The organism is Novosphingobium sp. FG137 (assembly GCF_057809735.1).
In genome coordinates, this window is sequence record NZ_JBMDKN010000004.1 from 321,840 (window position 1) to 346,512 (window position 24,673).

At 65.6% G+C, this 24,673-nt stretch carries 20 protein-coding genes; 15 read left to right on the forward strand and 5 right to left on the reverse strand.

Annotation, left to right across the window (positions count from 1 at the left end; genetic code table 11):
- Nucleotides 1-35 precede the first annotated feature (35 nt).
- From ACODS2_RS13405 to ACODS2_RS13435, 7 genes are all read left to right on the forward strand, one after another.
- Nucleotides 36-989 carry a D-2-hydroxyacid dehydrogenase gene (locus tag ACODS2_RS13405; protein ID WP_488999273.1) on the forward strand — a complete coding sequence of 318 codons (954 nt, stop codon included), beginning with the start codon at nucleotides 36-38 and terminating at the stop codon, nucleotides 987-989.
- Between the two features lie 146 nt (nucleotides 990-1,135).
- Nucleotides 1,136-2,812, forward strand: coding sequence for an acetolactate synthase large subunit (locus ACODS2_RS13410; RefSeq protein ID WP_488999274.1), 1,677 nt, complete (start codon nucleotides 1,136-1,138; stop codon nucleotides 2,810-2,812).
- 46 nt (nucleotides 2,813-2,858) lie between these two features.
- Nucleotides 2,859-4,295, forward strand: coding sequence for an aldehyde dehydrogenase family protein (locus tag ACODS2_RS13415; RefSeq protein ID WP_488999275.1), 1,437 nt, complete (start codon nucleotides 2,859-2,861; stop codon nucleotides 4,293-4,295).
- A gap of 241 nt (nucleotides 4,296-4,536) precedes the next feature.
- Nucleotides 4,537-5,907 carry a multiheme c-type cytochrome gene (locus ACODS2_RS13420; protein WP_488999276.1) on the forward strand — a complete coding sequence of 457 codons (1,371 nt, stop codon included), beginning with the start codon at nucleotides 4,537-4,539 and terminating at the stop codon, nucleotides 5,905-5,907.
- Between the two features lie 53 nt (nucleotides 5,908-5,960).
- Nucleotides 5,961-7,787 (forward strand): heme-binding protein, encoded by a 1,827-nt coding sequence (locus ACODS2_RS13425; protein ID WP_488999505.1) that lies wholly within the window; start codon nucleotides 5,961-5,963, stop codon nucleotides 7,785-7,787.
- Nucleotides 7,788-7,813: 26 nt separating this feature from the next.
- Nucleotides 7,814-9,736, forward strand: coding sequence for a hypothetical protein (locus ACODS2_RS13430; RefSeq protein ID WP_488999506.1), 1,923 nt, complete (start codon nucleotides 7,814-7,816; stop codon nucleotides 9,734-9,736).
- A gap of 17 nt (nucleotides 9,737-9,753) precedes the next feature.
- Nucleotides 9,754-14,274, forward strand: coding sequence for an LVIVD repeat-containing protein (locus tag ACODS2_RS13435; RefSeq protein WP_488999277.1), 4,521 nt, complete (start codon nucleotides 9,754-9,756; stop codon nucleotides 14,272-14,274).
- Between the two features lie 154 nt (nucleotides 14,275-14,428).
- Here the strand turns inward: ACODS2_RS13435 and ACODS2_RS13440 are convergent, their stop codons facing one another.
- Together ACODS2_RS13440 and ACODS2_RS13445 are read right to left on the reverse strand one after the other, a co-directional pair.
- The gene (locus tag ACODS2_RS13440; protein WP_488999278.1) at nucleotides 14,429-14,821 is read right to left on the reverse strand and encodes a hypothetical protein; all 393 of its coding nucleotides are present in this window, start codon (nucleotides 14,819-14,821) and stop codon (nucleotides 14,429-14,431) included.
- The gene (locus tag ACODS2_RS13445; protein WP_298171769.1) at nucleotides 14,811-14,999 is read right to left on the reverse strand and encodes a hypothetical protein; all 189 of its coding nucleotides are present in this window, start codon (nucleotides 14,997-14,999) and stop codon (nucleotides 14,811-14,813) included. The genes ACODS2_RS13440 and ACODS2_RS13445 overlap by 11 nt, the downstream gene beginning before the upstream one ends.
- A 97-nt stretch (nucleotides 15,000-15,096) precedes the next feature.
- On the opposite strand from ACODS2_RS13445, the gene ACODS2_RS13450 reads away from it, so the two are divergent.
- Nucleotides 15,097-15,792 (forward strand): S24 family peptidase, encoded by a 696-nt coding sequence (locus tag ACODS2_RS13450; protein WP_488999279.1) that lies wholly within the window; start codon nucleotides 15,097-15,099, stop codon nucleotides 15,790-15,792.
- A gap of 61 nt (nucleotides 15,793-15,853) precedes the next feature.
- Nucleotides 15,854-16,522: an MBL fold metallo-hydrolase gene (locus tag ACODS2_RS13455; RefSeq protein ID WP_488999280.1), complete on the forward strand. Its 669-nt coding sequence runs from the start codon at nucleotides 15,854-15,856 to the stop codon at nucleotides 16,520-16,522.
- Between the two features lie 3 nt (nucleotides 16,523-16,525).
- Here the strand turns inward: ACODS2_RS13455 and ACODS2_RS13460 are convergent, their stop codons facing one another.
- Nucleotides 16,526-16,924: an MAPEG family protein gene (locus tag ACODS2_RS13460; protein ID WP_488999281.1), complete on the reverse strand. Its 399-nt coding sequence runs from the start codon at nucleotides 16,922-16,924 to the stop codon at nucleotides 16,526-16,528.
- 244 nt (nucleotides 16,925-17,168) lie between these two features.
- Between ACODS2_RS13460 and rpmF the strand changes: the two genes are divergently transcribed.
- From rpmF to ACODS2_RS13490, 6 genes are all read left to right on the forward strand, one after another.
- Complete coding sequence (gene rpmF / locus ACODS2_RS13465) at nucleotides 17,169-17,348, forward strand: 50S ribosomal protein L32 (RefSeq protein WP_292930218.1); 180 nt, start codon at nucleotides 17,169-17,171, stop codon at nucleotides 17,346-17,348.
- 29 nt (nucleotides 17,349-17,377) lie between these two features.
- Nucleotides 17,378-18,463 (forward strand): phosphate acyltransferase PlsX, encoded by a 1,086-nt coding sequence (gene plsX / locus ACODS2_RS13470; RefSeq protein WP_298171755.1) that lies wholly within the window; start codon nucleotides 17,378-17,380, stop codon nucleotides 18,461-18,463.
- The gene (locus ACODS2_RS13475) at nucleotides 18,460-19,437 is read left to right on the forward strand and encodes a beta-ketoacyl-ACP synthase III (protein ID WP_488999282.1); all 978 of its coding nucleotides are present in this window, start codon (nucleotides 18,460-18,462) and stop codon (nucleotides 19,435-19,437) included. Before plsX ends, ACODS2_RS13475 begins: the two co-directional genes overlap by 4 nt.
- 149 nt (nucleotides 19,438-19,586) lie before the next feature.
- Complete coding sequence (locus tag ACODS2_RS13480) at nucleotides 19,587-19,886, forward strand: integration host factor subunit alpha (protein WP_147159236.1); 300 nt, start codon at nucleotides 19,587-19,589, stop codon at nucleotides 19,884-19,886.
- Nucleotides 19,873-20,325, forward strand: coding sequence for a MerR family transcriptional regulator (locus tag ACODS2_RS13485; RefSeq protein WP_488999507.1), 453 nt, complete (start codon nucleotides 19,873-19,875; stop codon nucleotides 20,323-20,325). Before ACODS2_RS13480 ends, ACODS2_RS13485 begins: the two co-directional genes overlap by 14 nt.
- A gap of 107 nt (nucleotides 20,326-20,432) precedes the next feature.
- The gene (locus tag ACODS2_RS13490; RefSeq protein ID WP_488999283.1) at nucleotides 20,433-21,188 is read left to right on the forward strand and encodes a hypothetical protein; all 756 of its coding nucleotides are present in this window, start codon (nucleotides 20,433-20,435) and stop codon (nucleotides 21,186-21,188) included.
- 39 nt (nucleotides 21,189-21,227) lie between these two features.
- Here the strand turns inward: ACODS2_RS13490 and ACODS2_RS13495 are convergent, their stop codons facing one another.
- Nucleotides 21,228-21,773 (reverse strand): SixA phosphatase family protein, encoded by a 546-nt coding sequence (locus ACODS2_RS13495; RefSeq protein WP_488999284.1) that lies wholly within the window; start codon nucleotides 21,771-21,773, stop codon nucleotides 21,228-21,230.
- The gene (locus tag ACODS2_RS13500; protein ID WP_488999285.1) at nucleotides 21,770-24,556 is read right to left on the reverse strand and encodes an ATP-dependent DNA helicase; all 2,787 of its coding nucleotides are present in this window, start codon (nucleotides 24,554-24,556) and stop codon (nucleotides 21,770-21,772) included. The genes ACODS2_RS13495 and ACODS2_RS13500 overlap by 4 nt, the downstream gene beginning before the upstream one ends.
- Nucleotides 24,557-24,673 lie beyond the last annotated feature (117 nt).

Sequence of the window (24,673 nt, forward strand, 5' to 3'; positions counted from 1 at the left end):
CGTACGGAAAACCAGACTGCCGGAGCGGAGTGCCAATGACAACGCCATCCAAGACCATTCTCGTGATGCCCGCGCTCGCCGCGCCCGTGCTGCAGCCGCATCTGCCGGACTGGATCGAGCCGCGCTTCTTCCGCCACACCGCCGAACTGATTGAAATGGCGCCCGAGGCCGAGATCGGCTGGTTCGATCTCGAAGACAAGGCCAAGATGGTCGAGGCGATCAACTGCGCGGAAAACCTGAAGTGGCTCTCCAGCATCTACGCCGGGGTCGATGGTTTTCCGCTGCAGCTGATGGCCGAGCGCGGCGTCGTCTTCACCAATGGTGTCGGCATCAGCGCGATCACCATCGCCGAATATGTCGTCATGGGCATGCTCAATATCGCCAAGGGCTACCGCGAAGTGGTGCGCGCGCAGGACCGGCACGAATGGCTGGCGGATTCGCCGGGCAAGGTCGAACTCGCCGGCAGCAAGGCGCTGGTCCTGGGTTATGGCGCGATCGGCCAGCGCGTGGACAAGATCCTTTCGGCCTTCGAAGTGGAGGTGACCAAGGTGCGCCGCTCGCCCGGGGAAGGCACGCTGCTGCCAGACCAATGGCGCGCGCGGCTGGGTGAGTTCGACTGGGTGATTCTGGCTGTGCCCGCCACGCCGGAAACCGACGGCATGATTGGCGCGGCAGAGCTTGCGGCGATGAAGCCCAGCGCCGTGCTGGTCAATGTCGCGCGCGGCAGTGTGGTCGATCAGGACGCGCTCGTCGCCACGCTGACCGAGCAGCGCATCGGCGGCGCCTTCCTTGACGTCACCACGCCAGAGCCGCTTCCGGCGGATCATCCGCTGTGGAGCCTGCCCAATGCGCATGTCACCATGCACCTTTCAGGGCGCGCGCAGACCGCGATGTTCCAGCGCTCCGCCGCACGCTTCCTCGATAATCTCGCCCGCTATGGCCGGGGTGATGCGCTCGCACATCAGGTTGATCTCACCCTCGGCTACTGAACCGGCGTGCGGGGGTGACTCGTACCTTTGCCTTTGATACCACTCAAGTATCCGTCGGCGAGGCAGCTTGCTGTAACCGCCGGGTGGTCTTGGCCGTATTGGACCGAGGGAGGCGCGGCTGCGGGCTCCCGCGGTGGAGCAAGCATATGAGCGACGGCGCTGGCAATGTTTCCGGGGGCAAGAAAGCTTCTGACCTGTTTGTCGAATGCCTCGAGGAAGAAGGCTGCGAATACATCTTTGGCGTGCCCGGAGAGGAAAACCTGGACTTTCTCGATTCGCTCTCGCGCTCCACGAAGATCAAGCTGATCCTCACCCGCCACGAGCAGGGGGCGGGCTTCATGGCGGCGACTTATGGCCGTCACACCGGCAGGACCGGCGTGTGCATTTCGACGCTGGGGCCGGGCGCGACCAACCTAGTGACCGCGGCGGCCTATGCCACGCTGGGCGGCATGCCGATGCTGATGATCACCGGCCAGAAGCCGATCAAGAAATCGAAGCAGGGCCGCTTCCAGATCCTCGACGTTGTCTCGATGATGGGGCCGATCACCAAGTTCACCCACCAGATGGCGAGCTCCGACAATATCCCGAGCCGGGTGCGCGAGGCCTATCGCCTTGCCGAGGAAGAGAAGCCGGGCGCCACGCATATCGAATTGCCCGAAGATATCGCCGACGAGCACACGGAGGCACACCCCCTCAAGCGCTCAATGGTCCGCCGCCCCAGTGCCGATCCCAAGTCGGTGCGCCAGGCGGTCAATGCGCTGGAGGCGGCGAAATCGCCGGTGCTGGTGATCGGCGCGGGCGCGAACCGCACGATGACCGGGCGCATGCTGCTCCAGTTTGTCGAGAAGACCGGCATCCCCTTCCTCACCACCCAGCTTGGCAAGGGGGTGATCGACGAGCGCCACCCCAAGTTCCTCGGCTGCGCGGCGCTCTCTGCCGGAGACTTCGTCCACCGCGCGATCGAGGACTCCGACTGCATCGTCAACATCGGCCATGATGTGATTGAAAAGCCGCCGTTCTTCATGCGTGAGGGCGGGCCGACGGTGATCCACGTCTCGTCCAAGACCGCCGAAGTCGATCCGGTCTATTTCCCGCATATCGAAGTGATCGGCGATATCGCCAACGCGATCTGGCAGATGAAGGAGGACATTGTCCCCAATGGCAGCTGGACCTGCGGCAAGATGCTGGAATACCGCGCCGCCGAACTGGCGCACAATGCCCCGCTCGCCGCCGATGCGCGCTTCCCGATCTTCCCGCCGCATCTTGTCCAGCAGGTGCGCGAGTGCATGCCCGACGACGGGATCATCTGCCTCGACAACGGCGTCTACAAGCTCTGGTTCGCACGCGGCTACACCGCCTACCGGCCGAACACCGTGCTGCTCGACAATGCGCTCGCCTCGATGGGGGCGGGGCTCCCCTCGGCGATGATGAGCGCGATGCTCTATCCCCAGCGCAAGGTCATGGCGATCTGCGGCGATGGCGGGTTCATGATGAACAGCCAGGAGATGGAAACCGCGGTGCGCTTGCGGCTCAATCTCACCGTGCTGATCCTGAATGACAGCAGCTATGGCATGATCCGCTGGAAGCAGGCCAACATGGGCTTTGCGGATTTCGGCCTGACTTATGGCAATCCGGACTTCGTGAAATATGCCGAGGCCTACGGCGCGCATGGCCACCGCGCGCAAAGCGCCGCGCACCTCAAGGAACTCCTCGCGCATTGCTGCGATACATCTGGTGTCCACCTGATCGATTGCCCGGTCGATTACTCGGAGAACGACCAGATCCTGAACAAGGATATCAAGGCGCTTTCGAGGGCGCTGTAAGCACCACGCAGCAAGAGGGGCGGCTGGCCCCAAGCAGAGGCAGACCATGACCCACCTCAAGGACGTCTACCCGCTCTATCTCAACAACAAGGCGGTCCAGCCCAACACCGATCTTGTCGTGACGGACAAGTTCACTGGCGAGGTCGCGTTCCGCACCGCGCTCGCCACGCCCGACGTGATCGACGCCGCGATTGCCGGCGCGGTGCGCGCGGCAGAGCCGATGGCGCGGCTGGCGAGTTACGAGAAGCGCGATGTCCTGGCGCATTGCGTGCGGCGCTTCATCGAACGGTTCGACGAACTGGCCTATGCGCTCTGCGTTGAAGCCGGAAAGCCGATTGCGGACGCGGAAGGCGAAGTCACCCGCCTGATCGATACGTTCCGCATCGCCAGCGAGGAAGCAACGCGCAATTACGGCGAGGTCCAACCGCTCGATATCTCTGCGCGGGCAAAGGGTTACATGGGGATGTGGAAGCGCGTCCCCATCGGGCCGTGCAGCTTCATCTCGCCCTTCAACTTCCCGCTCAATCTGGCCGCGCACAAGATCGCGCCCGCCATCGCGGTGGGCTGCCCCTTCGTGATGAAGCCCGCCAGCCTCACGCCGCTCGGCGCGATCATCATGGGCGAAGTGCTGGCGGAGTGCGATATCCTGCCCGAAGGCGCCTTCTCGATCCTTCCCGCCACTCGCGACGGGGCGGAGCTCTTCACCACCGACGAGCGGCTCAAGCTGCTCTCCTTCACCGGTTCGCCGGGCGTCGGCTGGGATCTCAAGGCCAAGGCGGGCAAGAAGAAGGTCGTGCTCGAACTCGGCGGAAATGCGGCGGTGATCGTCGATGCCGATGCCGATCTCGATCATGCGCTCGCCCGCATCGTGTTCGGCGGTTACTACCAATCGGGCCAATCGTGCATCCATGTGCAGCGCGTGATCATCCACGAAAGCATCTATGATACCTTCCGGGACATGCTGGCGGCCAAGGTGAAAACCCTCATCTCCGGCGATCCCAAGGCGCGCGATACCTTCATCGGTCCGATGATTTCAGCCAAGGAAGCCCAGCGCCTGAAGAGCTGGATCGATGCAGCCGTTGCGGGCGGCGCGACGCTGCTGGCGGGCGGCGGCTGCGAGGGCGCGATGCTGGAAGCCACGCTGCTCGAAGGCTGCAGCCGCGACATGGAGGTCTATACCGAGGAAGCGTTCGGCCCGGTCGTTCTCCTCTCGAAATTCAGCGACTGGAACGAAGCGCTGGCCGAGGTCAACGACAGCAAGTTCGGCCTGCAGGCCGGTATCTTCACCCGCGATATTCACAAGGTGCTTGAGGCCTGGGATCACCTCGAGGTCGGCGGCGTGGTGGTCAACGACGTCTCCAGCTACCGCGTCGACAATATGCCCTACGGCGGGGTCAAGGATTCCGGGCTCGGGCGCGAGGGTGTGCGCTTCGCGATGGAAGACATGAGCGAGATCCGCAATCTGGTGATCCGCAGGGTCTGACCGGCAGGTACCTCGCAAATGGAGGAAGCTGGCGCCATTCGCCGCTTGAACGGCATGCGCGGTCTGGCGTAACCAGTGGTTCAAGGGTCGCCCTGTCAGGTCGCGTCCTGCGCGCGGTGAGGGCTGCAATGGTTCCTCCGCACTGAGCGCCGGGCGCAGGAAACGAGGGGCAATGGGGGGCATTTCGACATTGGCGCGGCCGTCCGAGGCTGCCCTTCGCGGTGGGCTGAGAACCCCGCTCATGGCAGGCTTGGCATGTCTGGCGCTCGCGTTGCTTGCGCTGGGCGCGGCGCTCGCGCTGCATCCTGCACCGCTCAAGGCGCAGACCGTCTCCGATGGCGGTACGGCGCGCGCGCACATGGGCGTGGCAAGCTGCGCCGGCTCGACCTGCCATGGCCGCAGCGTCGCCAGTGGCACCCCGATCCGTCAGGATGAACTCCTGCGCTGGCAGGAGGAAAGCTCCCCCACCGGCGCGCATAGCCGTGCCTGGCGCGTGATCGGCGAACCGCGCGGAGTCGCGATTGCCCGCCGCCTCGGGCTGGATAGCGCCGGGCTCGTGCGCGAATGCGCCGGCTGCCATGCTTCGCAAGGCGCGGCCAAGCTGGCGGACGGTGTCGATTGCGAGGCATGCCACGGCAATGCCGGTGCGGGCCCCGGCGGCGGTTGGCTCGCCACACACTACACCGTCGGCACCAGTCATGCGCGCAACGTGGCGCAGGGCATGACCGACCTGACGGTGCCCCGCGTGCGCGCCGCTGTCTGCCTCGATTGCCACCTTTCGGGCGATGGGCAGGGCCAGTTTATCGCACACCGCATCATGGCGGCGGGCCACCCGCGCATCTCTTTCGAACTCGATCTGTTCAGCACCTTGCAGCAACACCACGATGAGGACGCGGACTATGCCCAGCGCAAGGGGCGCAAGACCAATTCGATGCAGATGTGGGCGATCGGGCAGGCCGAGGCGGTTTCACGCGGGCTTTCGCTCTATCTGCAGCCAGCCAAGGCGAGCGACGGCGTGTTTCCCGAGTTCACGTTCTACGATTGCCATTCGTGCCACCGCCGCATTACCGACGGCGACGAGGCCAACATCAGCGCGGTGCCCAATCCGGGCCGTCCGATCCACGCCGGCATGCCGCCCTGGAATGACGAGAACATGATCCTGCTGCTCGCCGCAGCGCGTGTAGTCGCGCCCGGCGAAGCGGCGACGTTCGACGCGCGCTCCAAGGCCTTCCACCGCGCGATGGGCATGGGCCGCAGCGAGACGGTGGCGGCGGCGCAGGCGCTGCGGCAGACAACCGGGGCGCTCTCCGCACGCTTTGCCGCAACCGCCTTCAGCCGCGATCAGGCCTTTACCGTGATCGACACCATCGCCAGCGACGCGATTTCCGAGCGCTTCACCGACTACGAAGGCTCGGTCCAGTCGGTCATGGCGCTCGATACGCTGCTGAATGGCATGGTCAACGCCGGCATGGTGACGGTCGGCAGCGCCGGCAACCTGCGCCTGCAGATCAACCAGGCCTATGCCGCGGTGCGTGATCCCAATGCCTTCCAGCCGATTGCCTTCCGCCGCGCGCTCGGCGGTGCGGTCCGTTCCATTCGGAGTCTTCGCTGATGGCCCTTCGCAAACTGCCCGCACATCTGGCAGCCTGGCTCGCGCTGATCGGCATGGTCCTGTCGGGGTTTGCTCCGGTCGCGGCAGGCAGCGCCGCTGCCGCCGTCTACACCGCGCCCGCGCTTGAGGCGCTGACCATTGCCGATGTACAGAAGGTCATTGCGCAGGCTGTGGGCGAGGCCAAAGCGCGCGGCGCCAAGGCCACGATCGCGGTGGTTGACCGGGTGGGCAACGTGCTCGCGGTTTACCGCATGACCGGCGCGGGCACCACGATGCGCATCACCGCGCCGACCCAGCTTCCCGCGACGACCTTCCCTTCCGAAGCGGGCGCAATCGCCAAGGCGATCACCGCAGCCTATCTCTCCTCCGGCGGCAACGCGTTTTCCACCCGCACCGCCTCAATGATCGTGCAGCAGCATTTCCCGCCCGCGCCGAGCACGCCGGGGCTGGAAAGCGGGCCGCTGTTCGGCGTGCAGTTCAGCCAGTTGCCGTGCTCCGATCTCAACACGCGTTTTCCCGGAAATGCCGCCGTGCCGACGGCGATGATCGGTCCCAAGCGCTCGCCGCTCGGCCTTGCGGCTGATCCGGGCGGTCTGCCGCTCTACAAGCGCGGTGTGGTCGTCGGCGGCATCGGCGTGATGGCGGACGGGATCTACGGCTTCGATCCCAATGTGCTCGATTTCGACAAGGACCTCGACGAAGTCGTGGCTCTGGCAGGCGAACAGGGCTTTGTCCCGCCAATCACGATCCGGGCTGACCGCATCCCGGTCGATGGCACCACGCTGCGGTTCTCCGATGCCACGACGAGCCAGTTGCACCCGCTGCAATCAAGCTTCGCGGCGCTCGGTGCGGGGGCCGGCGCGCTCATTGCGGTCGCGGGTTTCTACGCCGGCACGGCCATTCTCCCCGGCGCGGCCTATGGCACGGAGCGGAGCGGCATCCGCGTCGCAAGGGCGAGCGAATTCACCAATCCCGAGGCTTTCGTCCTGAGCGATGGGAACGGCGCGAACCGCTTCCCGATCCGTGGCGGCGCGGATGCCGCCGAAGTCGGGAGCGCGCTGAGCCCGGCCGAGGTTCGCGCGGTGCTGGAAGAGGCCTTCAAGATCATGAGCCGAGCCCGCGCGCAGATCCGCCGCCCGCTCGATACGCCCGCGCAAGTCTCGATCTCGGTGGTCGATAGCTGGGGCACCCCGCTCGGCCTTGTCCGCAGCCCCGATGCGCCGATCTTCGGAACGGACGTTTCGCTGCAGAAGGCCCGCACGGTGGCATTTTTCTCGAACGCCAAGGCTGGCGCGCTCCTGTTTGCCGACCCGGATCTAGGGGTCGCGCCAACGGTCGCGGCGACGCGCATTTTCCTTGCCGACAATGCCGCGCTCACCGGCAAATCCGCTTTCTCGAACCGCGCGGTCGGCCTCCTCGCGCGGCCCTATTTCCCTGATGGCGAAGTCGGCCGCCCGAACGGCCCGCTTTCGGTGCCGATTGCCCGGTTCAGCCCCTTCGCCACCGGGTTGCAGACCGCGCTGATCGCGAAAACGCTGGGTTCGGATACCTGCACCAACGTACCCAAGGCGCCCAGCGGCCAGCAGCGCCTCGCCAACGGGATCCAGATATTTCCCGGCGCAGTGCCGATCTACCGCGGCAACACACTGGTTGGCGCCATCGGTGTTTCGGGCGACGGCATCGATCAGGACGACATGATCGCGTTCCTCGGTGCCAGCAACGGCGGCAAGAAGGTGGGCAGCATCGGCAATGCGCCCAAGACCATACGGTCGGACCGGATCGTGGTGAACGTGGGCGTCGGTGTGCGGCTGCGCTATGTGAACTGCCCGTTTGCGCCGTTCCTCGATACTTCGGCGCAGAACGTCTGCGACGGTTTGTGAGCGCGTTCGCGTCCCTCATTGCCCCGATGCTCGCGCTCGCGCTCGCCGCGCCGGCGGCAGAGGCCGCCCCGCCTCCTGCCGATGCGCCTCCGGCCGATGCGCCCGCTGCGGGGCCCACAACCGCCGACGGCGCGCTGATCGATGGCCGCCGCCGCCCCGGATATCAGAAGACGCTGCCGGACAAGGTCGAGCAGGACAATCCTGGCGCGGTCAATGCCCCGCCGCCCGAAGCATTCTACGACAAGTGGGACGGGGAGAGTTCGCCCTCGGACCTCGTCGTCGATACCGGCGTGCCCGATCGCTGGCGCATCACGTCCTCGCTCTGCCCGAAGAAGGACACCTCCACCGGGAAGGTGAACTCAGCGCTCTATACGCTGTTCCCGCGCCTCGCCCATGTCTGCCATTCCGGGCTCGATCCCTTCCACCACAACACGCTGAAAGGCGATCGTCCGCTGGCGGCGGGCAAGAAGCCGGGCTTCCTCAAGGGCGATGACTGGTACTTCATCGCCAATGCCGTGTCCGACACCGTGGTCGAGCCGCGCAGCTTCCCGATTCCCGTCGGCAACCAGACGACGACCGACCCTGATTCCAACGATACCTTCGGCCGCAGCCATAGCCTCGTGCTGTCACAGACCTTCATCGCCGGGTTCTCGCTGCTCAAGGGCGAAACGGCATTCAAGCCGCCGGTGGTCGAATACCGCGTGGCCATCGCGGGCAACATCAACCATGTCCAGGTGCCCGAGCGGCGCGTGCTCTATGTCGAGCCGTCGAAGGGGACCAAGCGCACCGACGGTTTCATCGGCCTGCAGGAAGCCTTCATCGACTACCACCTCGGCCGGTTCGATTCGAGCCGGTTCGATTTCGTCTCGTTGCGCATGGGCATCCAGCCGTTCCAGGCGGACTTTCGCGGTTTCCTGTTCAACGACAACCAGCTTGGCGTGCGGATGTTCGGCAACCGCGACAACAACCGCCTGCAGTTCAACCTCGCGTGGTTCTGGCGGATCGAGAAGGAAAACAATTCCGGCCTCAACAACATCGCCGCGCCGATGCGCAAGGACTGGATCCTCACCGGCAACATCTATCGGCAGGACTTCCCGTTCGTCGGGCTCACCAGCCAGATTTCCGCAACCTACAACATCAACCGCGAAACGCGCATCACCACCGATGCCAATGGCTTCCCGGTCCGCCCGGCACTGATCGGCGATCTGCGCCCGCGCCGCTACCATGTGCTCTACCTCGGCTACGGGGTGGACGGGCATGTGGGCCGGCTCAATCTGACGGGCCAGTTCTACGCCGCTTTCGGCAAGGACCGGAACAACGTCCTCACCAGCGAGCCCGCGCGGATCAGCGCCTTCTTCGGTGCGGCCGAGCTGAGCTACGATCGCAATTGGGTGCGCCTGCGCGCCTCGGCGCTCTATGCCAGCGGTGACAGTGATCCCTACGACAACGTCGAGAAGGGCTTCGACGCGATCTTCGAGAACCCGCAGTTCGCGGGCGCGGATACTTCCTACTGGATCCGCCAGACGATCCCCTTTGCCGGCGGCGGGCGCGTGATCGGGATCAATGGGCGCAACGGCATCCTCAATTCGCTGCGCTCGTCCAAGGAGCAGGGGCAATCGAACTTCCTCAATCCGGGCACCGCACTGGCCGGGGTGGGCGGCGATTTCGATCTCACTCCCAATTTCCGCCTGACCGCCAATGCCAACCACTTGTGGTTCGCCAATACCGCGGTGCTGCAGGAACTGCGCAACGAAGGCTCGATTCCGCGCTCCATCGGCTGGGATCTTTCGCTCGCAACCACATGGCGGCCAAGGGCAGCGCAGAACGTGGTGTTCCGCCTGTCCGGCGCAGTGCTGGAGGCGGGCAAGGGCTTTCGTGACCTGTTCGACAAGCGCGGCCACGGCACGCAGTTCTACTCCGTGCTCGGCAACCTGACGCTGGCGTTCTGATGGGCAAACGGCTGACCATGAAGACTTTGCTGGTCTGGCTGGCCTTGCTGTCCGGCGCGCTGGCGGTGCCGAGTGCGCTCCGGGCCTCGGGCGAGGAAGCGGCGCAAAAGATCACCTACACCCGCGCGCCGCCCGCACCGCGCGGCCAGCCGGGTGAGACGGCGGCCGAGCAATGGGCCTATGTCGACCAGCAGAATGCGGGCTGTGTGAGTTGCCACACGAAGAGCGATCACCGCACGATGCACGCCAGCCCCGCCGTGGTGCTTTCGTGCGCCGATTGCCATGGCGGCAACACGCGGGTCGTGGCGGACCGCAAGTGGCCGCGCGGCTCGATGGACTATGTCGCGGCGATGAAGGACTCGCATGTCCTGCCGCGCTTCCCTGTGGCTTGGGGCTGGCCCAGCTCGGCAAACCCGAAGCGCTCCTACGCGCTGCTCGCGCGCGAGAGCCCCGAATTCATCCGCTTCGTGAACCCCTCGGACTACCGCGTCGCGCGCGATTCCTGCGGGGCGTGCCACATGGGCATCATCGAGGCGTCCGAGCGCTCGCTGATGAGCACCGGCGCGATGCTGTGGGGCGGCGCGGCCTATAACAACGGCATCGTGCCCTTCAAGAACTACATGTTCGGCGAGAGCTTCACGCGCGGCGGCGCGCCCGCCCTGCTGAAATCCGCCTCGAAGCAGATCGGCCCCGATGGCAAGCCGATGTGGGGCACCGTGACCCCGGCGGAGAAGGCGCGCGGCGCGCTGCCGATCCTCTATCCGCTACCTACGTGGCACACGATCCCGCCGGGCGACATTTTCCGTGTGTTCGAGGATGGCGGCCGCACGATCAACCCGCAGTTCCCGGAAATCGGCCTGCCCAATTCCACCGGCCTGATCCAGCGACTGGAAGAACCCGGCCGCCCCGATCTCAAGCAATCCAACCGCGGCCCCGCCACCGGCCTGCGCGTCGCGATCCCGGTGCTCAACATCCACAAGACGCGGCTCAACGACCCGTTCCTCTTCCAGATGGGCACCAACGACCAGCCGGGCGACTACCGCTCATCGGGCTGCGCTGCCTGCCACGTGATCTACGCCAACGACCGCGAACCGCGCCACAGCCTGAACTACGCGAAGTGCGGGCGCGACGGGCAGACGATCACCGCCGACCCCGCGATCAATTCCCTGCGCGAAGGCGAGCATCGCAGCGGCGCTTACGGCACATATGATGCGGCGAAGCATCCGCATGAGGAGCGTGTACGCGGCACCGTGCTCGGCGGCCATGGCAAGTACCTGGGCGGCGACGCGACCGATCCCGAGGAAAGCGCCGACCGCGCTGGCGATTGCGCCCGCGCCATCGCCAGCGCCGAGCAGCTGGTTTACGCCCCCGCCGAAGGTAACGCGCCGCACGGGACGATGGACGAGCACAAGCTCAGCCTGGCCGAAGCGCACGCCGCCGCCGGGCTCGATCATGGCGGGCACGCTGCAGGCCCCGTCCCGATGGCCGAGCGCGAACGCGGCCACCCGCTGGTCCACGCCTTCACCCGAGCGATCCCCACCGCGCAGTGCATGAACTGCCACATGCACCAGCCCAACATCTTCCTGAACTCGTTCCTCGGCTACACGATGTGGGATTATGAATCCGATGCGCCGCGCATGTGGCCGGGACCGGAAAACACCGCGCCAAGGCCGACGGGCGTTTCCGATGCCGATTGGCAAAAGGCGTTCAAGAAGCAGGTCTACCCCAACATGGCCGAGCAACGCGAAGTGCTCGACCGCAACCCCGAGGGTGCGTCGCCGCGCGGCCTGTGGCGCGATGTGGAATTCCTGCGCAACGTCTACGATCTCAACAAGGACAACAAGGATACCCAGTTTGCCGACTACCACGGCCACGGCTGGAACTTCCGCGCGATCCTGAAGCGCGACCGGCGCGGCAACCTGCTCGATGCGGGCGGCGACATGTCGTCCTACGGCACCGACACTGCGCACATCATTGCGCCCGATGATCCCGAGAAGTGGCGCAAGAACGGCGAGGGCAAGTTCGTCGACGTCGGGCCGGACAATCCCGGCAAGTCGGTCCACATGATGGATATCCATGCGCAATTGGGCATGCAGTGCGCCGATTGTCACTTCGCGCAAGACAGCCACGGCAACGGGCTGATCTACGGCGAGGTTGCCAATGCGGTTTCCATCGGCTGCAAGGATTGCCACGGCACGCCCGATGCCTACCCGACACTGATGACCTCGAACCTCGCCGCGCCGGAGAAGGGTGAGAACCTCGCGCTTCTGCGCAATATGGACGGCCAGCGCCGCTTCGAGTGGAGCACCGAGAGCGGCCGCCGTGTCCTCATCCAGCGCTCGATCATTGATCCGCGGCTTTCGTGGCGCGTCAGCCTCGTCAAGGAATCGGTCGATCCGCAGTATGCCGGGCTAACCGAGCCGAGCGGCAAGCCGGTGTTCAACCCCAAGGCCGCCCGCGCCAAGCTGATGGGCAAGTCCGGTGCAGATGACGGCCTGTTCCGCTTCGGCCTCGGCGTGCCCAAGGCCGAGCGCGCGCATGGCGACGACGACATGGCCTGCTTCACCTGCCACCTCTCGTGGACCACATCGTGCGCTGGCTGCCACTTGCCGATCGAGGCCAACTGGAAGTCCGCCACCCACAAGTACGAGGAAGACTACACCCGCAACTACGCGACCTATAACCCGCAGGTCGCGCGCGATGACATGTTCCAGCTCGGCAAACATCAGCTGAGCAAGTCTTCGGGTTCCGATCCGGTGCAGTTCGATGCCTCGGGCAATCCGATATCAGGCAAGGCGATCACCGCGCCGATCCGCTCGACCTCGGCGCTGATCCTCTCCTCGACCAATATCAACCGCGAGCGGATCTACGTGCAGCAGCCGCCGATTTCCTCGCCCGGCTATTCCTCGCAGGCCTTCGCGCCGCACTTCCCGCACACCGTGCGCACGGCTGAAACCAAGCAGTGCACCGATTGCCACCTCAGTAAGGATGACGACAACAACGCGGTCATGGCGCAGCTGCTCCTGCTCGGCACGAATACCGTCAACTTCGTCGGCATGAACGCCTGGTTCGGGCTCGATGGCGGGTTCGAGGCCGTGCGCGTGACCGAGTGGGAGGAGCCGCAGGCAGTGATCGGCAGCTATCTCCACCGCTACGCCTATCCGGATTTCTACAAGCAGCATGTCGAGAAGAATGGCCGCGAGCTCAGGAACTGGACCCGCGGCGCGATCTTCGACAAGCACCTCGCCGGCGAGACGACGGGCCGCGAAGAATTCACGAACGTGACCAAGGGCACCTTGGATGCGGTGCGCTGCCTGCAGATGCGCGGCGAATACATGTTCGTCGCCGAAGGGAAGGGTGGCTTCCGCGCCTATGATATCGCCGCGATCGGCGACAAGGGCTTCTCCGAACGCATCGTGACCGCGCCGTTCTCGCCGCTGGGGCAGGACACGCATGTCGATACCACCAACGCCACCTGCATGGCGCTGCCAACCAACCAGTCGATCGCGCCCACTCGCAACACGCCCGAAATGCGCGAGGCCAATCAGGAGCAACCCTTCTCGCCGATCTACCACTACGCCTTCATTACCGATGCGGTTGAGGGCCTGATCGCGGTCAACGTCGATACCCTGGCCGACGGCGAGTTCCGCAACAACTTCTTCCGCCGCGCGCTGACCTTCAATCCGGACGGTGTGCTGAAGGGCGCGCGGCACATCACGCTCGCGGGTGACTATGCCTATATCGTCACCGACAAGGCGCTGGTGACGGTGCACCTGACCAAGCCGTGGTCCCCCGCCAGCCCTTGCGAGGTTTCAGACAAGAAGGGCGGGGAAACCTGCCTTGATCCGAAGATCACCTCGGTCGTCCCCTTGCGCGATCCGCGCGCGGTGGCGGTGCAGTTCCGCTATCTCTGGGTGACGACCGCGAACGGCCTCGAGCTGATGGACGTGACCAATCTTGCCAAGCCCGTGGCGATGCCCTCGGCCACCGTGCCGCTGGAGGATGCCCGCCGCGTCTATCTTGCGCGCACCTACGCCTATGTAGCAGCCAAGAGGCAGGGGCTCGTCATCGTCGACGTCACCGCGCCGACGCGGCCATCGATCTATCAGGCCTACACCGCAGACGGCGCGCTCAACGATGCGGAGGACGTGATCGTCGCTTCCACCAATGCCTCGCTGTTTGCCTATGTCGCCGATGGCCGCAACGGGATGAAGGTCCTCCAGCTGACCTCACCCGCCAGCCAGCCCAATTTCTACGGCTTCTCGCCCGAACCCAAGCCCGAACTGATCGCCTGGGCCCGCACCCCAAGTCCCGCGCTCGCGCTTTCCAAGGGCCTCGACCGTGATCGCGGCGTGGACGAGACCGGCGGCCAGATCGCAGTGTTCGGCCGTCTCGGCTCGCGCCCGTTCAACCGCCAGGAAATGGAGGCGCTGTTCCTCGGCAAGTCCGGCACGCCGTTCAAGGTGAGCAACGCGGTGGATATGAGCCTGTGGGTGGGGGCGAAAACCGCGCCGCAACTGATGGCGGCGCGGCCCTGAGTCGATCAAAGTGACCCGGATTGGCAGGAAAGTGCTCTTCCCCCGCTCACCCTGAGCCTGTCGAAGGGTGCTGGCGCGACGGTTGTGGCTGATGCTTCGACAAGCTCAGCATGAGCGGGATTGGGATGACGGGCAGGAAGATATCAGGGTCCCTTCACACATCGTCCAGCAGCAGAAGCCCCAGTTCCAGCGTCATGCACGGTTCGGGCAGCAACATCTGATCCAGCCGCACCACCGCCGCATCGGCCACCAGCGTGCGCGGAATCGTGAACTCGTGCTCGGGCAGGGCTGCGATGAACTCTTCGGCGGCGTCGCAGGCTTCCCAGCCCGCATAGCGCAGCACGATGGTGTGGCGCGTGCCGGCGAAGGTCACGCTCGCCCAGGGCGCCTCGCTGTGCTCCATCAGCTCCGCGTGCGGACCTGCCAGTGCCAGCACCGCGCGCAGAAGCCGCTCGCCCGGGCTGATCCGTACACGCGGATGCGGCCTGCCTTCTCCTTCCGATTTGCGCTCGAGGGGCAGGGCGGGAAAAAGATGATCAAGCCACATGGCGGGCGCTCCGATAAGTGTTCATGAAATGTTCCACGCGTGCTTCTGTCGCGGGACGGGGTTCGCGGCCATTGCGCAAGTCGTCGACAAAGCGCGGGTCGTGTGCGGCGAGGCGGCCGAAGCGCGTGCGCGGCATGCCATGGTGGGAAAGGAACCGTTCGATCTTCCTGATCAGCATGGCTGAACCTCCGTGACGACTCGATGTAAGATTTTTCTTATGTTGACGTGTTAATCCTACAGGTCTAGGAAAAATCCTTCGAATATGGAGCTAGGCCATGAATTCCCGATTCGAGACGCAGCAATCCGGTGAACCCCTGATGGACCCCGCCCGCGCGCGCCTCATCGGGCTGGCGGCGGAGCGGGGGGTGAGTCTGTCGGCGCTCTCGGGCCTGCTTGGCCGCAATGCCGCCTATCTTCAGCAGTTCGTGCGCAAGGGATCCCCGCGCAAGCTGGAGGAAAACGACCGCCGCACCCTCGCCGAATTCTTCGGCGTCGATGAGGCTGAACTCGGCGCGCCGCCGCGCGAAACCGTGCTCACGGTGGGGGCAGGGCAGCCTGCCCGCACCGCCGATTGGGCCGATATCCCGCGCCTGCCACTCGGCGCCTCCGCCGGGCCGGGCACGCTGGCGCTCGATGCCGCGCCGGTTGACCGCCTGCGCTTCTCGGGCCGCTGGCTGCGCCAGCAGGGGCTGGAGCCCGCCATGCTCAGCGTGATCGAGGTCGAGGGCGATTCGATGGAGCCCACCTTGCGCGATGGCGACGAGATCCTCGTCGACCGCTCACCGCGCCCCTTGCGCAGCGGGCTCCATGTGATCCGGCTCGACGATGTTCTGCTGGTGAAGCGGCTCGAGCCGGGCTCTGCAGGCACGGTCCAGATCATCAGCGACAATCCCGCCTACCCGCGCATGGAGCGCCCCCGCACCGACGTCGCCGTGCTCGGCCGCGTGGTGTGGAAGGGCGGGCGCATCTAGGATTCTTACCCCTCCGACCCGCCTCTTGCTTTGGCGCGTGGTAGCCGCCACTTTGAAGCCCATGACCGAAACGACCGAACAGCCGCTCAAGGCCGCCATCATCCCCGTTACCCCGCTGCAGCAGAACTGCACGCTGATCTGGTGCACCAAGACCATGCGCGGCGCGTTCATCGATGCCGGCGGCGATATCGAGCGGCTGCGCGCGGCCATCGAAAAGTCGGGCGTCACGATCGAGAAGCTGCTCGTCACCCACGGCCACATCGATCACTGCGGCATCACCGGCGTGCTCGCCAAGGAACTCGGCGTGCCGATCGAGGGCCCGCACGAGGCGGACCGTTTCTGGATTGCGCGGCTCGATGAAGACGGCAAGCGCTGGGGCATCCGCGGCGAAGTGTTCGAGCCTGACCGCTGGCTTGGCGATGGTGACAAGGTGACGGTGGGCGAGGTTGAACTCGACGTGATCCACTGCCCTGGCCACACTCCCGGCCACGTGGTGTTCGTCCACCAGCCCTCGCGCTTTGCGGTGGTGGGCGACGTCATCTTCCAGGGCTCGATCGGGCGCACCGATTTTCCCATGGGCAACCATGCGGAATTGATCGCCTCGATCACCGAGAAGCTCTGGCCGCTCGGCAACGATATCATGTTCGTTCCCGGCCATGGGCCGAACAGCACCTTCGGCCGGGAACGTCAGACCAACAGCTTTGTCAGCGACTACAATCTGATGCAGTAGGCTTTATGCCAAAGCGCTCATGATCGCCCACACGGCAAGGCCAAGCTGAGTCAGCAGCGTGATCACCGTGCCGATCATGCGGCCGATGCCGAAGCTGCCCCCGTCCATGCCAAGCCCGTGCGCCACGCGGCCAAGCATGAACACACCCGCGACGGCGGCAAGCGGCGTGCTCGCCGGGTGCGCAAATTCGAGCGCGGCGATCATCACCAGCACGAGGGGGGTGTTCTCGTTGAAATTGGCATGCGCACGCATGCGGCGGATCAGCTTGTCGTTGCCGCCGTCGCCGACCGAGACCTTCTCTGCTGTGCGAACCTGGCCGCAGCGGATCGAAAGCCAGATGTTGATCAGCGCGGCTGCGGCAACGGCGGCCAGAGTGATTGGCAGAGTGATGGGCAATGTCATGATCAGGTTATCTCCCCTTTGGTATTGTTGTTACACCCCGCGGCCCTCCTAGCGGCCCGGAGCTTGCAAAGCATCCAAAAATCCGTATAGGCGCGCCTTCGCCCGCGATTGGCGATTCCAGCTTGCTGCCGATCTTCAGTCGGGCCGCCACCCAAAAGGCGCCCCAACAGGGGTTGTGCGCTGGTCCGGATTTGCCTATCGCGCTTGCCCGTAGACGAATTCAAGATCAGGAACAGGTGCCGCGATGGCCGTCCCCAAAAGAAAGACCTCGCCCTCCCGCCGGGGCATGCGTCGTAGCCACGATGCGCTGAAGGTTGATGCCTTCCATGAGTGCTCCAATTGTGGTGAGCTCAAGCGCCCTCACATGCTGTGCGGTGCTTGCGGGCACTACAACGGCCGCGAGATCATCGCCGTCGGCCTCTGATTTCGGCTGAGGGGGGAGACAGCCGCATTATGGCTTTGCCGCGTATCGCCGTCGATGCGATGGGCGGCGATGTGGGAGTGCGCGTCATGATCGAGGGCGCCGCACTCGCGCGTCGCCAGCACGATCAGTTCAAGTTCCTGCTGGTAGGCGATGAAACTGCCATCAAGCAGGCGCTCGAAGCGCACCCGAACTTGCGCGCCGCTTCCGAAATCCTCCACGCACCCGATGTTGTTGCCGGCGATGAAAAGCCGACGCAGGCGCTCCGCCGCGCGCGGACCACGTCGATGGGCCTTGCGATCGAAGCGGTAAAGAACGGCAGTGCCGGCGCCGCTGTCAGCGCTGGCAATACCGGCGCGCTCATGGCCATGTCGAAAGTCGCGCTGCGCACGATGCCGGGGATCGACCGGCCCGCGCTTGCAGCGCTTCTGCCCACGCTTGGCGACCACGATCTCGTCATGCTCGATCTCGGTGCCAACACCGATTGCGATGCCCGCAATCTCGTGCAGTTCGCGATCATGGGTTCGGCTTATGCCCGGATCGTCCACGGCCTGGCCGAACCGCGTGTGCGCCTGCTCAACATCGGCACCGAAGAAATCAAGGGCACCGACGAACTGCGCGATGCCGCCGCGATGCTCAAGCAGGCGGGTGAGGCACTCGCCTTTCGCTTCGATGGCTTCACCGAGGCGGACAAGCTTTCGCGCGGCGATGTCGATGTCGTGGTGACCGACGGTTTCACCGGCAATATCGCGCTCAAGGCGATGGAAGGCGCGGCGCGGTTCGTTGCCGATCTGCTGCGCCGCAGCTTTTCCAGCTCGCTGCGCTCGAAGTTCGGCTTCCTGATTTCCAAACCGGCGACCGAGCTGCTCAAGCATCATCTCGATCCCAACAATCACAATGGCGCGGTGTTCCTTGGTCTCAACGGTGTCGTCGTGAAAAGCCATGGCAGTGCATCTGCGCTGGGCGTTGCCCATGCAGTCGCGGTCACCGCGCGGCTCCTGTCCGAACGGTTGACCGAGCGGATCGCGGCAGACCTTGCCCAGGCAGGGCAGGAAGCCATGCGCGGCGCGACCACCCGCGTGCGGCCTGCGCCCGAAACGCCAGGGGCTCCGGCATGACGCTGCGTTCAGTTATTCGCGGCAGCGGTTCCGCGCTGCCAGTGCGCGCCGTCTCCAACGCCGAAATGGCGACGATGGTCGATACGACCGACGAATGGATCGTCGAGCGTACCGGCATCCGCAACCGCCACATCGCGGGGGAGGACGAGACTACCGCCACCCTCGCTACCGAGGCCTGCCGCAAGGCGATCGAAGCTGCCGGCATCGATGCCGCCTCGATCGATCTCATCGTGCTTGGCACCTGCAGCCCGGATCAGACCTTCCCGGCGACCGCGACCATCGTGCAGAACGCGCTTGGCTGCCGCGGCGGCATTGCGTTCGATGTGGCGGCCGTCTGCTCCGGCTTCCTCTACGCCTTCGCCACGGCCGATGCGCTGCTGCGCACCGGCGCGGCCAAGCGCGCGCTGGTGATCGGCGCCGAAACCATGAGCCGCCTGCTCGATTGGGACGATCGCACGACCTGCGTGCTCTTCGGCGATGGCGCAGGCGCGGTCGTGCTCGAAGCCGTGGACGTGGATGAAAGCGACCCCATGGCACCCGGCATTCTCGCCACCCGCCTTCATGCCGACGGCGCCCATGGCGATCTGCTGCACATGGATGGCGGGCCTTCCACCACCGGCACGATCGGCAAGCTGCGCATGAAGGGCCGCGAAGTGTTCCGCCATGCCGTGGTGAACCTCGCCGCGGTGCTCGAGGAAGTGCTCGTGGCAAGCGGTTACAAGGCGGACGATATCGATTGGGTCGTGCCGCATCAGGCCAATGCCCGCATTCTCGATGCCACCGCGCGCAAGCTCGGTCTGCCCGAGGAAAAGGTGATCATCACGGTCGATCGCCACGCCAACACCAGCGCCGCCTCGGTGCCGCTGGCCTTTGATACTGCCGTGCGTGACGGCCGGATCAAGCCCGGCGATCTCGTAATGTTCGAGGCGATGGGCGGCGGATTTACGTGGGGAGCGAGCCTCGTCCGCGTCTGATTCAGCCAAAGTGGAAGCTGTGGCCCTACAGTTTTCGTTGCGGACCAATGCATTGGCCGATAAAATAATGTGGAAAGCGGATTGTAAAGCGCGGCGGACACTGTATTGTGTCAAGTCAGCTTGTCGCTTTTTTATCGGGGGAATCGGGGATGCGTTCGGTGGGGACTCTTACTCGCGCTGATCTTGCAGAGAGCATTAATCGCCGTGTCGGCCTGTCTCGGGCGGATTCGCTCGGCATGGTCGAGTCCATTCTCGACCATATGTGCGAGGCGCTGGCCGAGGGCGAGAATGTAAAGATTTCCGGTTTTGGAACATTTCTGTTACGGGACAAGGCCGAACGCGTCGGTCGCAATCCCAAGACCGGCGTCGAAGTGCCCATCACCCCGCGCCGCGTCATGACGTTCCGCGCAAGTCAGATGCTGAAGGACCGGATTGCTGCCAGCAGTTGATTCCCCGGGTTCCGCGCCAAACACCGCTCCTGCGTTTCAGGACGGCAAGGCGCCCGATGCCCTGCGCACGATTGGCGAGGTAGCGAAGGCGCTCGGCCTCAAGCAGCATGTCCTGCGCTACTGGGAAGAACAGTTCCCGATGCTTCGCCCGCTGACCCGCGCGGGCGGCCGCCGCTACTATCGCCCCGAGGACGTCGCGCTCGTCGCGCGAATCGACCAACTCCTCCACCGCGAAGGCTACACCATCCGCGGCGCGCTGCAGGCGCTTTCGGGGAAGGGCGGTGCGAAGCCTGCTGCTTCCGCGGCGCCAGCGCCGGCACCTGCACCCGCGAGCACTGCCCCGATGCCGGCAGAGGACGAGATCATCTCCGCCCTGCGTGTCCTGCGCCGCCACCTTGAGACGATCCGCGGCAGGCTTGCGGGCGCGCTGGAGGATTGAGGCCTAGACGATTGGTTCGCGCGGAGACGCGCAGCGGCATCAGCCTGACTGGCAATTGCATCGACCCGATTAGCTGATGCGTAATACTACCGCTCTATGCGGAGAAGATGGCAAGTTCGTCGCCTCCGCCGCTCAAAGCCAAACTTGCAACAGGCCATCCCTTCTTCGAGATCATCGAAGAAGCCTACCGGGTCTTTGACTACCCCAAGCCCAGCAGCATTGAGGTTTGCCGGAATTGCTGCATGGATCGCAGGATCGAGGCCGATTTTTTCAATCCGCCGATCCGTCAGCTGCCGTTGGAGTATATCCAGGATTGGTATGACGCGGCCTATGATCCGCAGGTCGGCGTTGCAAAGGCTACGTGGGCCTACCTGCTTCCGCGCATACTTGAGATTTTGGCCGCCGGTGAGGACGTAGCAACGTGCGCGCTCGAGGTTAGTCTCGGCCGCTTTGAAACCGGCAATCCGAGCAATTGGTCGGCCAAGGAATGGGCAGTTATCGATCGCTTTCAAAGGATGTTCCTTCAGCACCGGATCGAAAACGGTAGCGATGAACTTGATAGCGTCCTGTGCATGTTCAAGCGCGGCGGATGGCCGCTCGATGCTCTCATGGCTCAACTGGAAGCGGCGCCGAACGAAGTCTTGGCTCTTCGCCTCTGGCGCGATTGGCGTTCATGGCAGGCACCGGGCATGGAAGGAATCGGCCTCACGCCGTTCTGGGAAAGCTCTGAGTCAGCAGTCATGCTCGAATTCTACACGTCCGACGCACTTTACACGAAGATGGAGGCACTTGCGCTCGATGACGGCACCGATCCCCAGACCGCAGCCAAAGCATCAGCCGTCGCGTCCATGATGAAGCCCTGACCGACCTCGTCTCTGCGAGAAACACCCGAGCAGCTTGCCTCAATCGTTGAGCGTAGGCCCCAGATCGGGATCCAGATCGCGCGGCCGCTTCATCGCAACCAGCTTCCCGCAGCGCTCTTCCAGATCGGCCCAGCGCTCGATGGCGAGTTCCATCACCGCGAAGGTTGCGGTCGGGAACTTCACTTCCACTTCCTCGCGCAGCGGGCTGGACCCATCGTCGGGCACGAGGTCGAAGATCAGGTCTTCAAGGCCGGGGTTATGCCCGATCATCAGCACGCTCTCCGGCTCGCCCGAAAGCTCGCGCAAGAGGTCGATCAGTGTGGCGGAACTGGCGAGATAGATGCGCCGGTCCCACTCGACCGGAAAGGTGTGCCCCCAGGCCTTGCTTGCTTCCTCGATCGTCTCGGCCACGCGCACCGCAGGCGAGGCGATGATCCGCTCGAAGCTCAGGCAGGTGCTCTTGATATAGCGCCCCATCGCGCGGGCTCCGCGCACGCCCCGCGCGTTCAAGGGCCTGTCAAAATCGCGGGCTCGCGCGTCGGACCAATCGGACTTCGCATGGCGCAGAAGAGCGAGCGTTTTCAAAGGCGGGTCTCATTGATCGGGCTGGCAGGCGCGGGTGCGTCGACTCCTTCTGAAACACGGCCCGCCACGCTTTGTAAAGCCGCATCGAGCGTCACGCGGCGTACCGGCGTGCCGGGCGGAAAGGCGGTCAGCAGGCGCGAGGGAAAGGCGGAGGAGAGCACCACGAAATGCCCCCGGTCCGTTCCGGTGCGGATCAGCCGGCCGAACGCCTGCGCCAGCCGCGCGCGGATGATGCGGTCATCATGCGCCTGTCCGCCCCCACCGAATTTCTCCGCATGGGCCAGCCGCCGCGCGCGGTGGAGGATCGAGGGCTTGGGCCAGGGCACCTGTTCCATCACGACGAGGCGCAGCGAATGGCCCGGCACGTCCACCCCGTCGCGCAAGGCATCGGTGCCAAGTAGCGAGGCGCGCGGATCATCGCGGAAGATGTCCACCAAGGTACCCGTATCGATCGGATCGACATGCTGGGCAAACAGCGGCAGCCCCCCGCGCGCCAGCCGGTCGGCAATCCGGCCATAGACCGCGCGCAGCCGCCGGATCGCTGTGAACAGCCCCAGCGCCCCGCCGCCCGAAGCCTCGATCAGCCGCCCATAGGCATTGGCAAGCGCGGGGATATCGCCCTTGGGCACATCCGTCACGATCAGCACTTCGGCATTGCGCGCATAGTCGAACGGGCTTGCCGCGGCGAAGACTTGCGGCCGCACATCGAGATGCGGCGCACCGCTGCGCGCGACGGCGCTGCTCCAATCGCCGCTCTGCGTCTCCGCGCCGTCGGTCAGCGTGGCAGACGTCATCATCACCCCGTGCGCGCCGGCCAGGACCGCTTCGGCAAAGGGCTTCATCGGATCGAGGTAGCGCCGATGCAGCCCGATATCCCATTCACGCCCTTCGGAGCGTTCCAGCGCCAGCCAGTCGACGAATTCGGGATCGCCCGGGCCGCCCAGCCGCGCGAGCAGACTGACCCATCCGGCGAGCAGATCGGTGCGCCAGCCAATTGCGCCGCGCGCGCCTTCGATCCGCGCCCGCGCCGGGCCGTCGAGCCAGTCCGGCCCGTCCTCCATCAAGGCTTCCAGCCGCAGCGTCAGGCGCATCAGCGGCTGGCGCAGCGCCTCAAGCGCTTCCTGCGCGCGGCCTGCCACTTCGATGAAGCTGCCGCCAAGCTGCGCCGCTTCGGTCTCCAGCCCGTATCCCGCTTCCTGCCCGCCGCTTTCGTCGCGCGCGAGCACGAGTTCGCGCGTTTCGGCGAGCAGGTCCTCGATCGGGCCGAACGGTCCGCCTTCGACAACCCGCGCCAGCCAGCCATCGCCCGGCAATGCGCTGGCCGCCTCGCGCGCATCGGCGATCGCGCGGGCACCTTCGTCGTCATAGCTCGCAACATCGGCGAGCCGCGCGGCAAGGCCCCGCCGCCGCCCGCGCTGGCTGCCTTCGGGGCCGATCACCCAGCGCCGCAGTTCTACCGTTTCGGCCCCGGTCAGCGCGGCGGCAAAGGTGCTGTCCGCCGCCTCGAACACATGGTGGCCTTCGTCGAACACGATCCGCGTCGGCCGCTGCGCCTGCTCGCGCGCGCGGGCGGCGTTGATCATCACCAGTGCGTGGTTGGCGATCACCAGTTCCGCCCCCGCCGAGGCGCGCGCCGCGCGCTCGATGAAGCATTTGCGGAAATGCGGGCACCCGGCATAGACACATTCGCCGCGCTGGTCGGTCAGCGCGGTGATCCCCCGCTTGCGAAACAGCGTGCCGAGCCAGCCCGGCAGATCGCCGCCGATCATGTCGCCATCCTGGCTATAGGCCGCCCACCGCGCGACCAATTGCGCCATGATCGCTGGCCGCCCGGTAAAGCCGCCTTGCAGCGCGTCTTCAAGGTTCAGCAGGCAGAGGTAATTCTCGCGCCCCTTGCGCACCACCACCGGCGGGCCGGAGCGTCCGGCCTGCACTGCGCGCTCGGGCGGGAAGGCCGCCCGGCTCTCGCGCCGCAATTGCCGCTGCAGCGCCTTGGTGTAGGTCGAAACCCACACCGTCCCGCCCGATTGCTCGGCCCAGAGCGAGGCGGGCGCGAGATAGCCGAAGGTCTTGCCGGTGCCGGTTCCCGCTTGCGCCAGCACCATGTGTGGCTGGCGCTGGCCCCCACGCGGCGCAAACATCGCGCCCGCCGCCCGTGCATAGGCCTGCTGCGCCGGGCGCGCTTCCGCCCCGCTGCCGGTCAGTTCGGCGAGCCGCGCGGTGATCGCATCCTCATCGAGCGTGATCTGCGCCGGCTGTGGCCGCTCTGGCGCTTCCTCCCATTCCGGCAGGCGCGAGAAGAGCCAGCGTTCGGCGCGCTGCGGCTGCGCAATGCGGGGGCTCAGCAGCCCCGCCCAGGGCCAGCGCAGCCGCACCAGCGATTGCAGCGCGCTCCACGCACCCTCGCGCTCGGGCCAAGCGGGATCCTCGCAGACAGCGAGCAGCGCATCCGCCGCCGCCTGCAGCAACGCGGGCACGCCGTCGTCGCTCGCAGGCTCTGCCAGCCCCAGCGCCTGCGCCAGCCCTTTGGGCGTCGGCACCATGAACCGCGCCGGGTGGATGAAGGCGAACAGCTCCAGCAGATCGAGCCCGGAGAGGTCCGGATAGCCCAGCCGGCTCGCCACCAGCGGCGCATTCAGCAGCAGCAGCGGCGTATCGGCCGCCGCCATGATCGCCTCGCCCTTGCCCACCGGCCGGGTGCCGGCAAAGTCGCGCAGCCAGCAGCCACTGTGGCTGGCGTGGATCGCCGGGACGGGGATCGCGGGGAGGGAAGTGGCAGCCATCGCCCGCGCACTAGAGAGGAAAGCCCGGAGCGGGGCAAGCCGGGGGCTTACGTGCTTTCCCCCATGGACTTCACACCAGCTTGCAGGGCGCTTGCCTTAAACCCGGCAAGGTTCGGC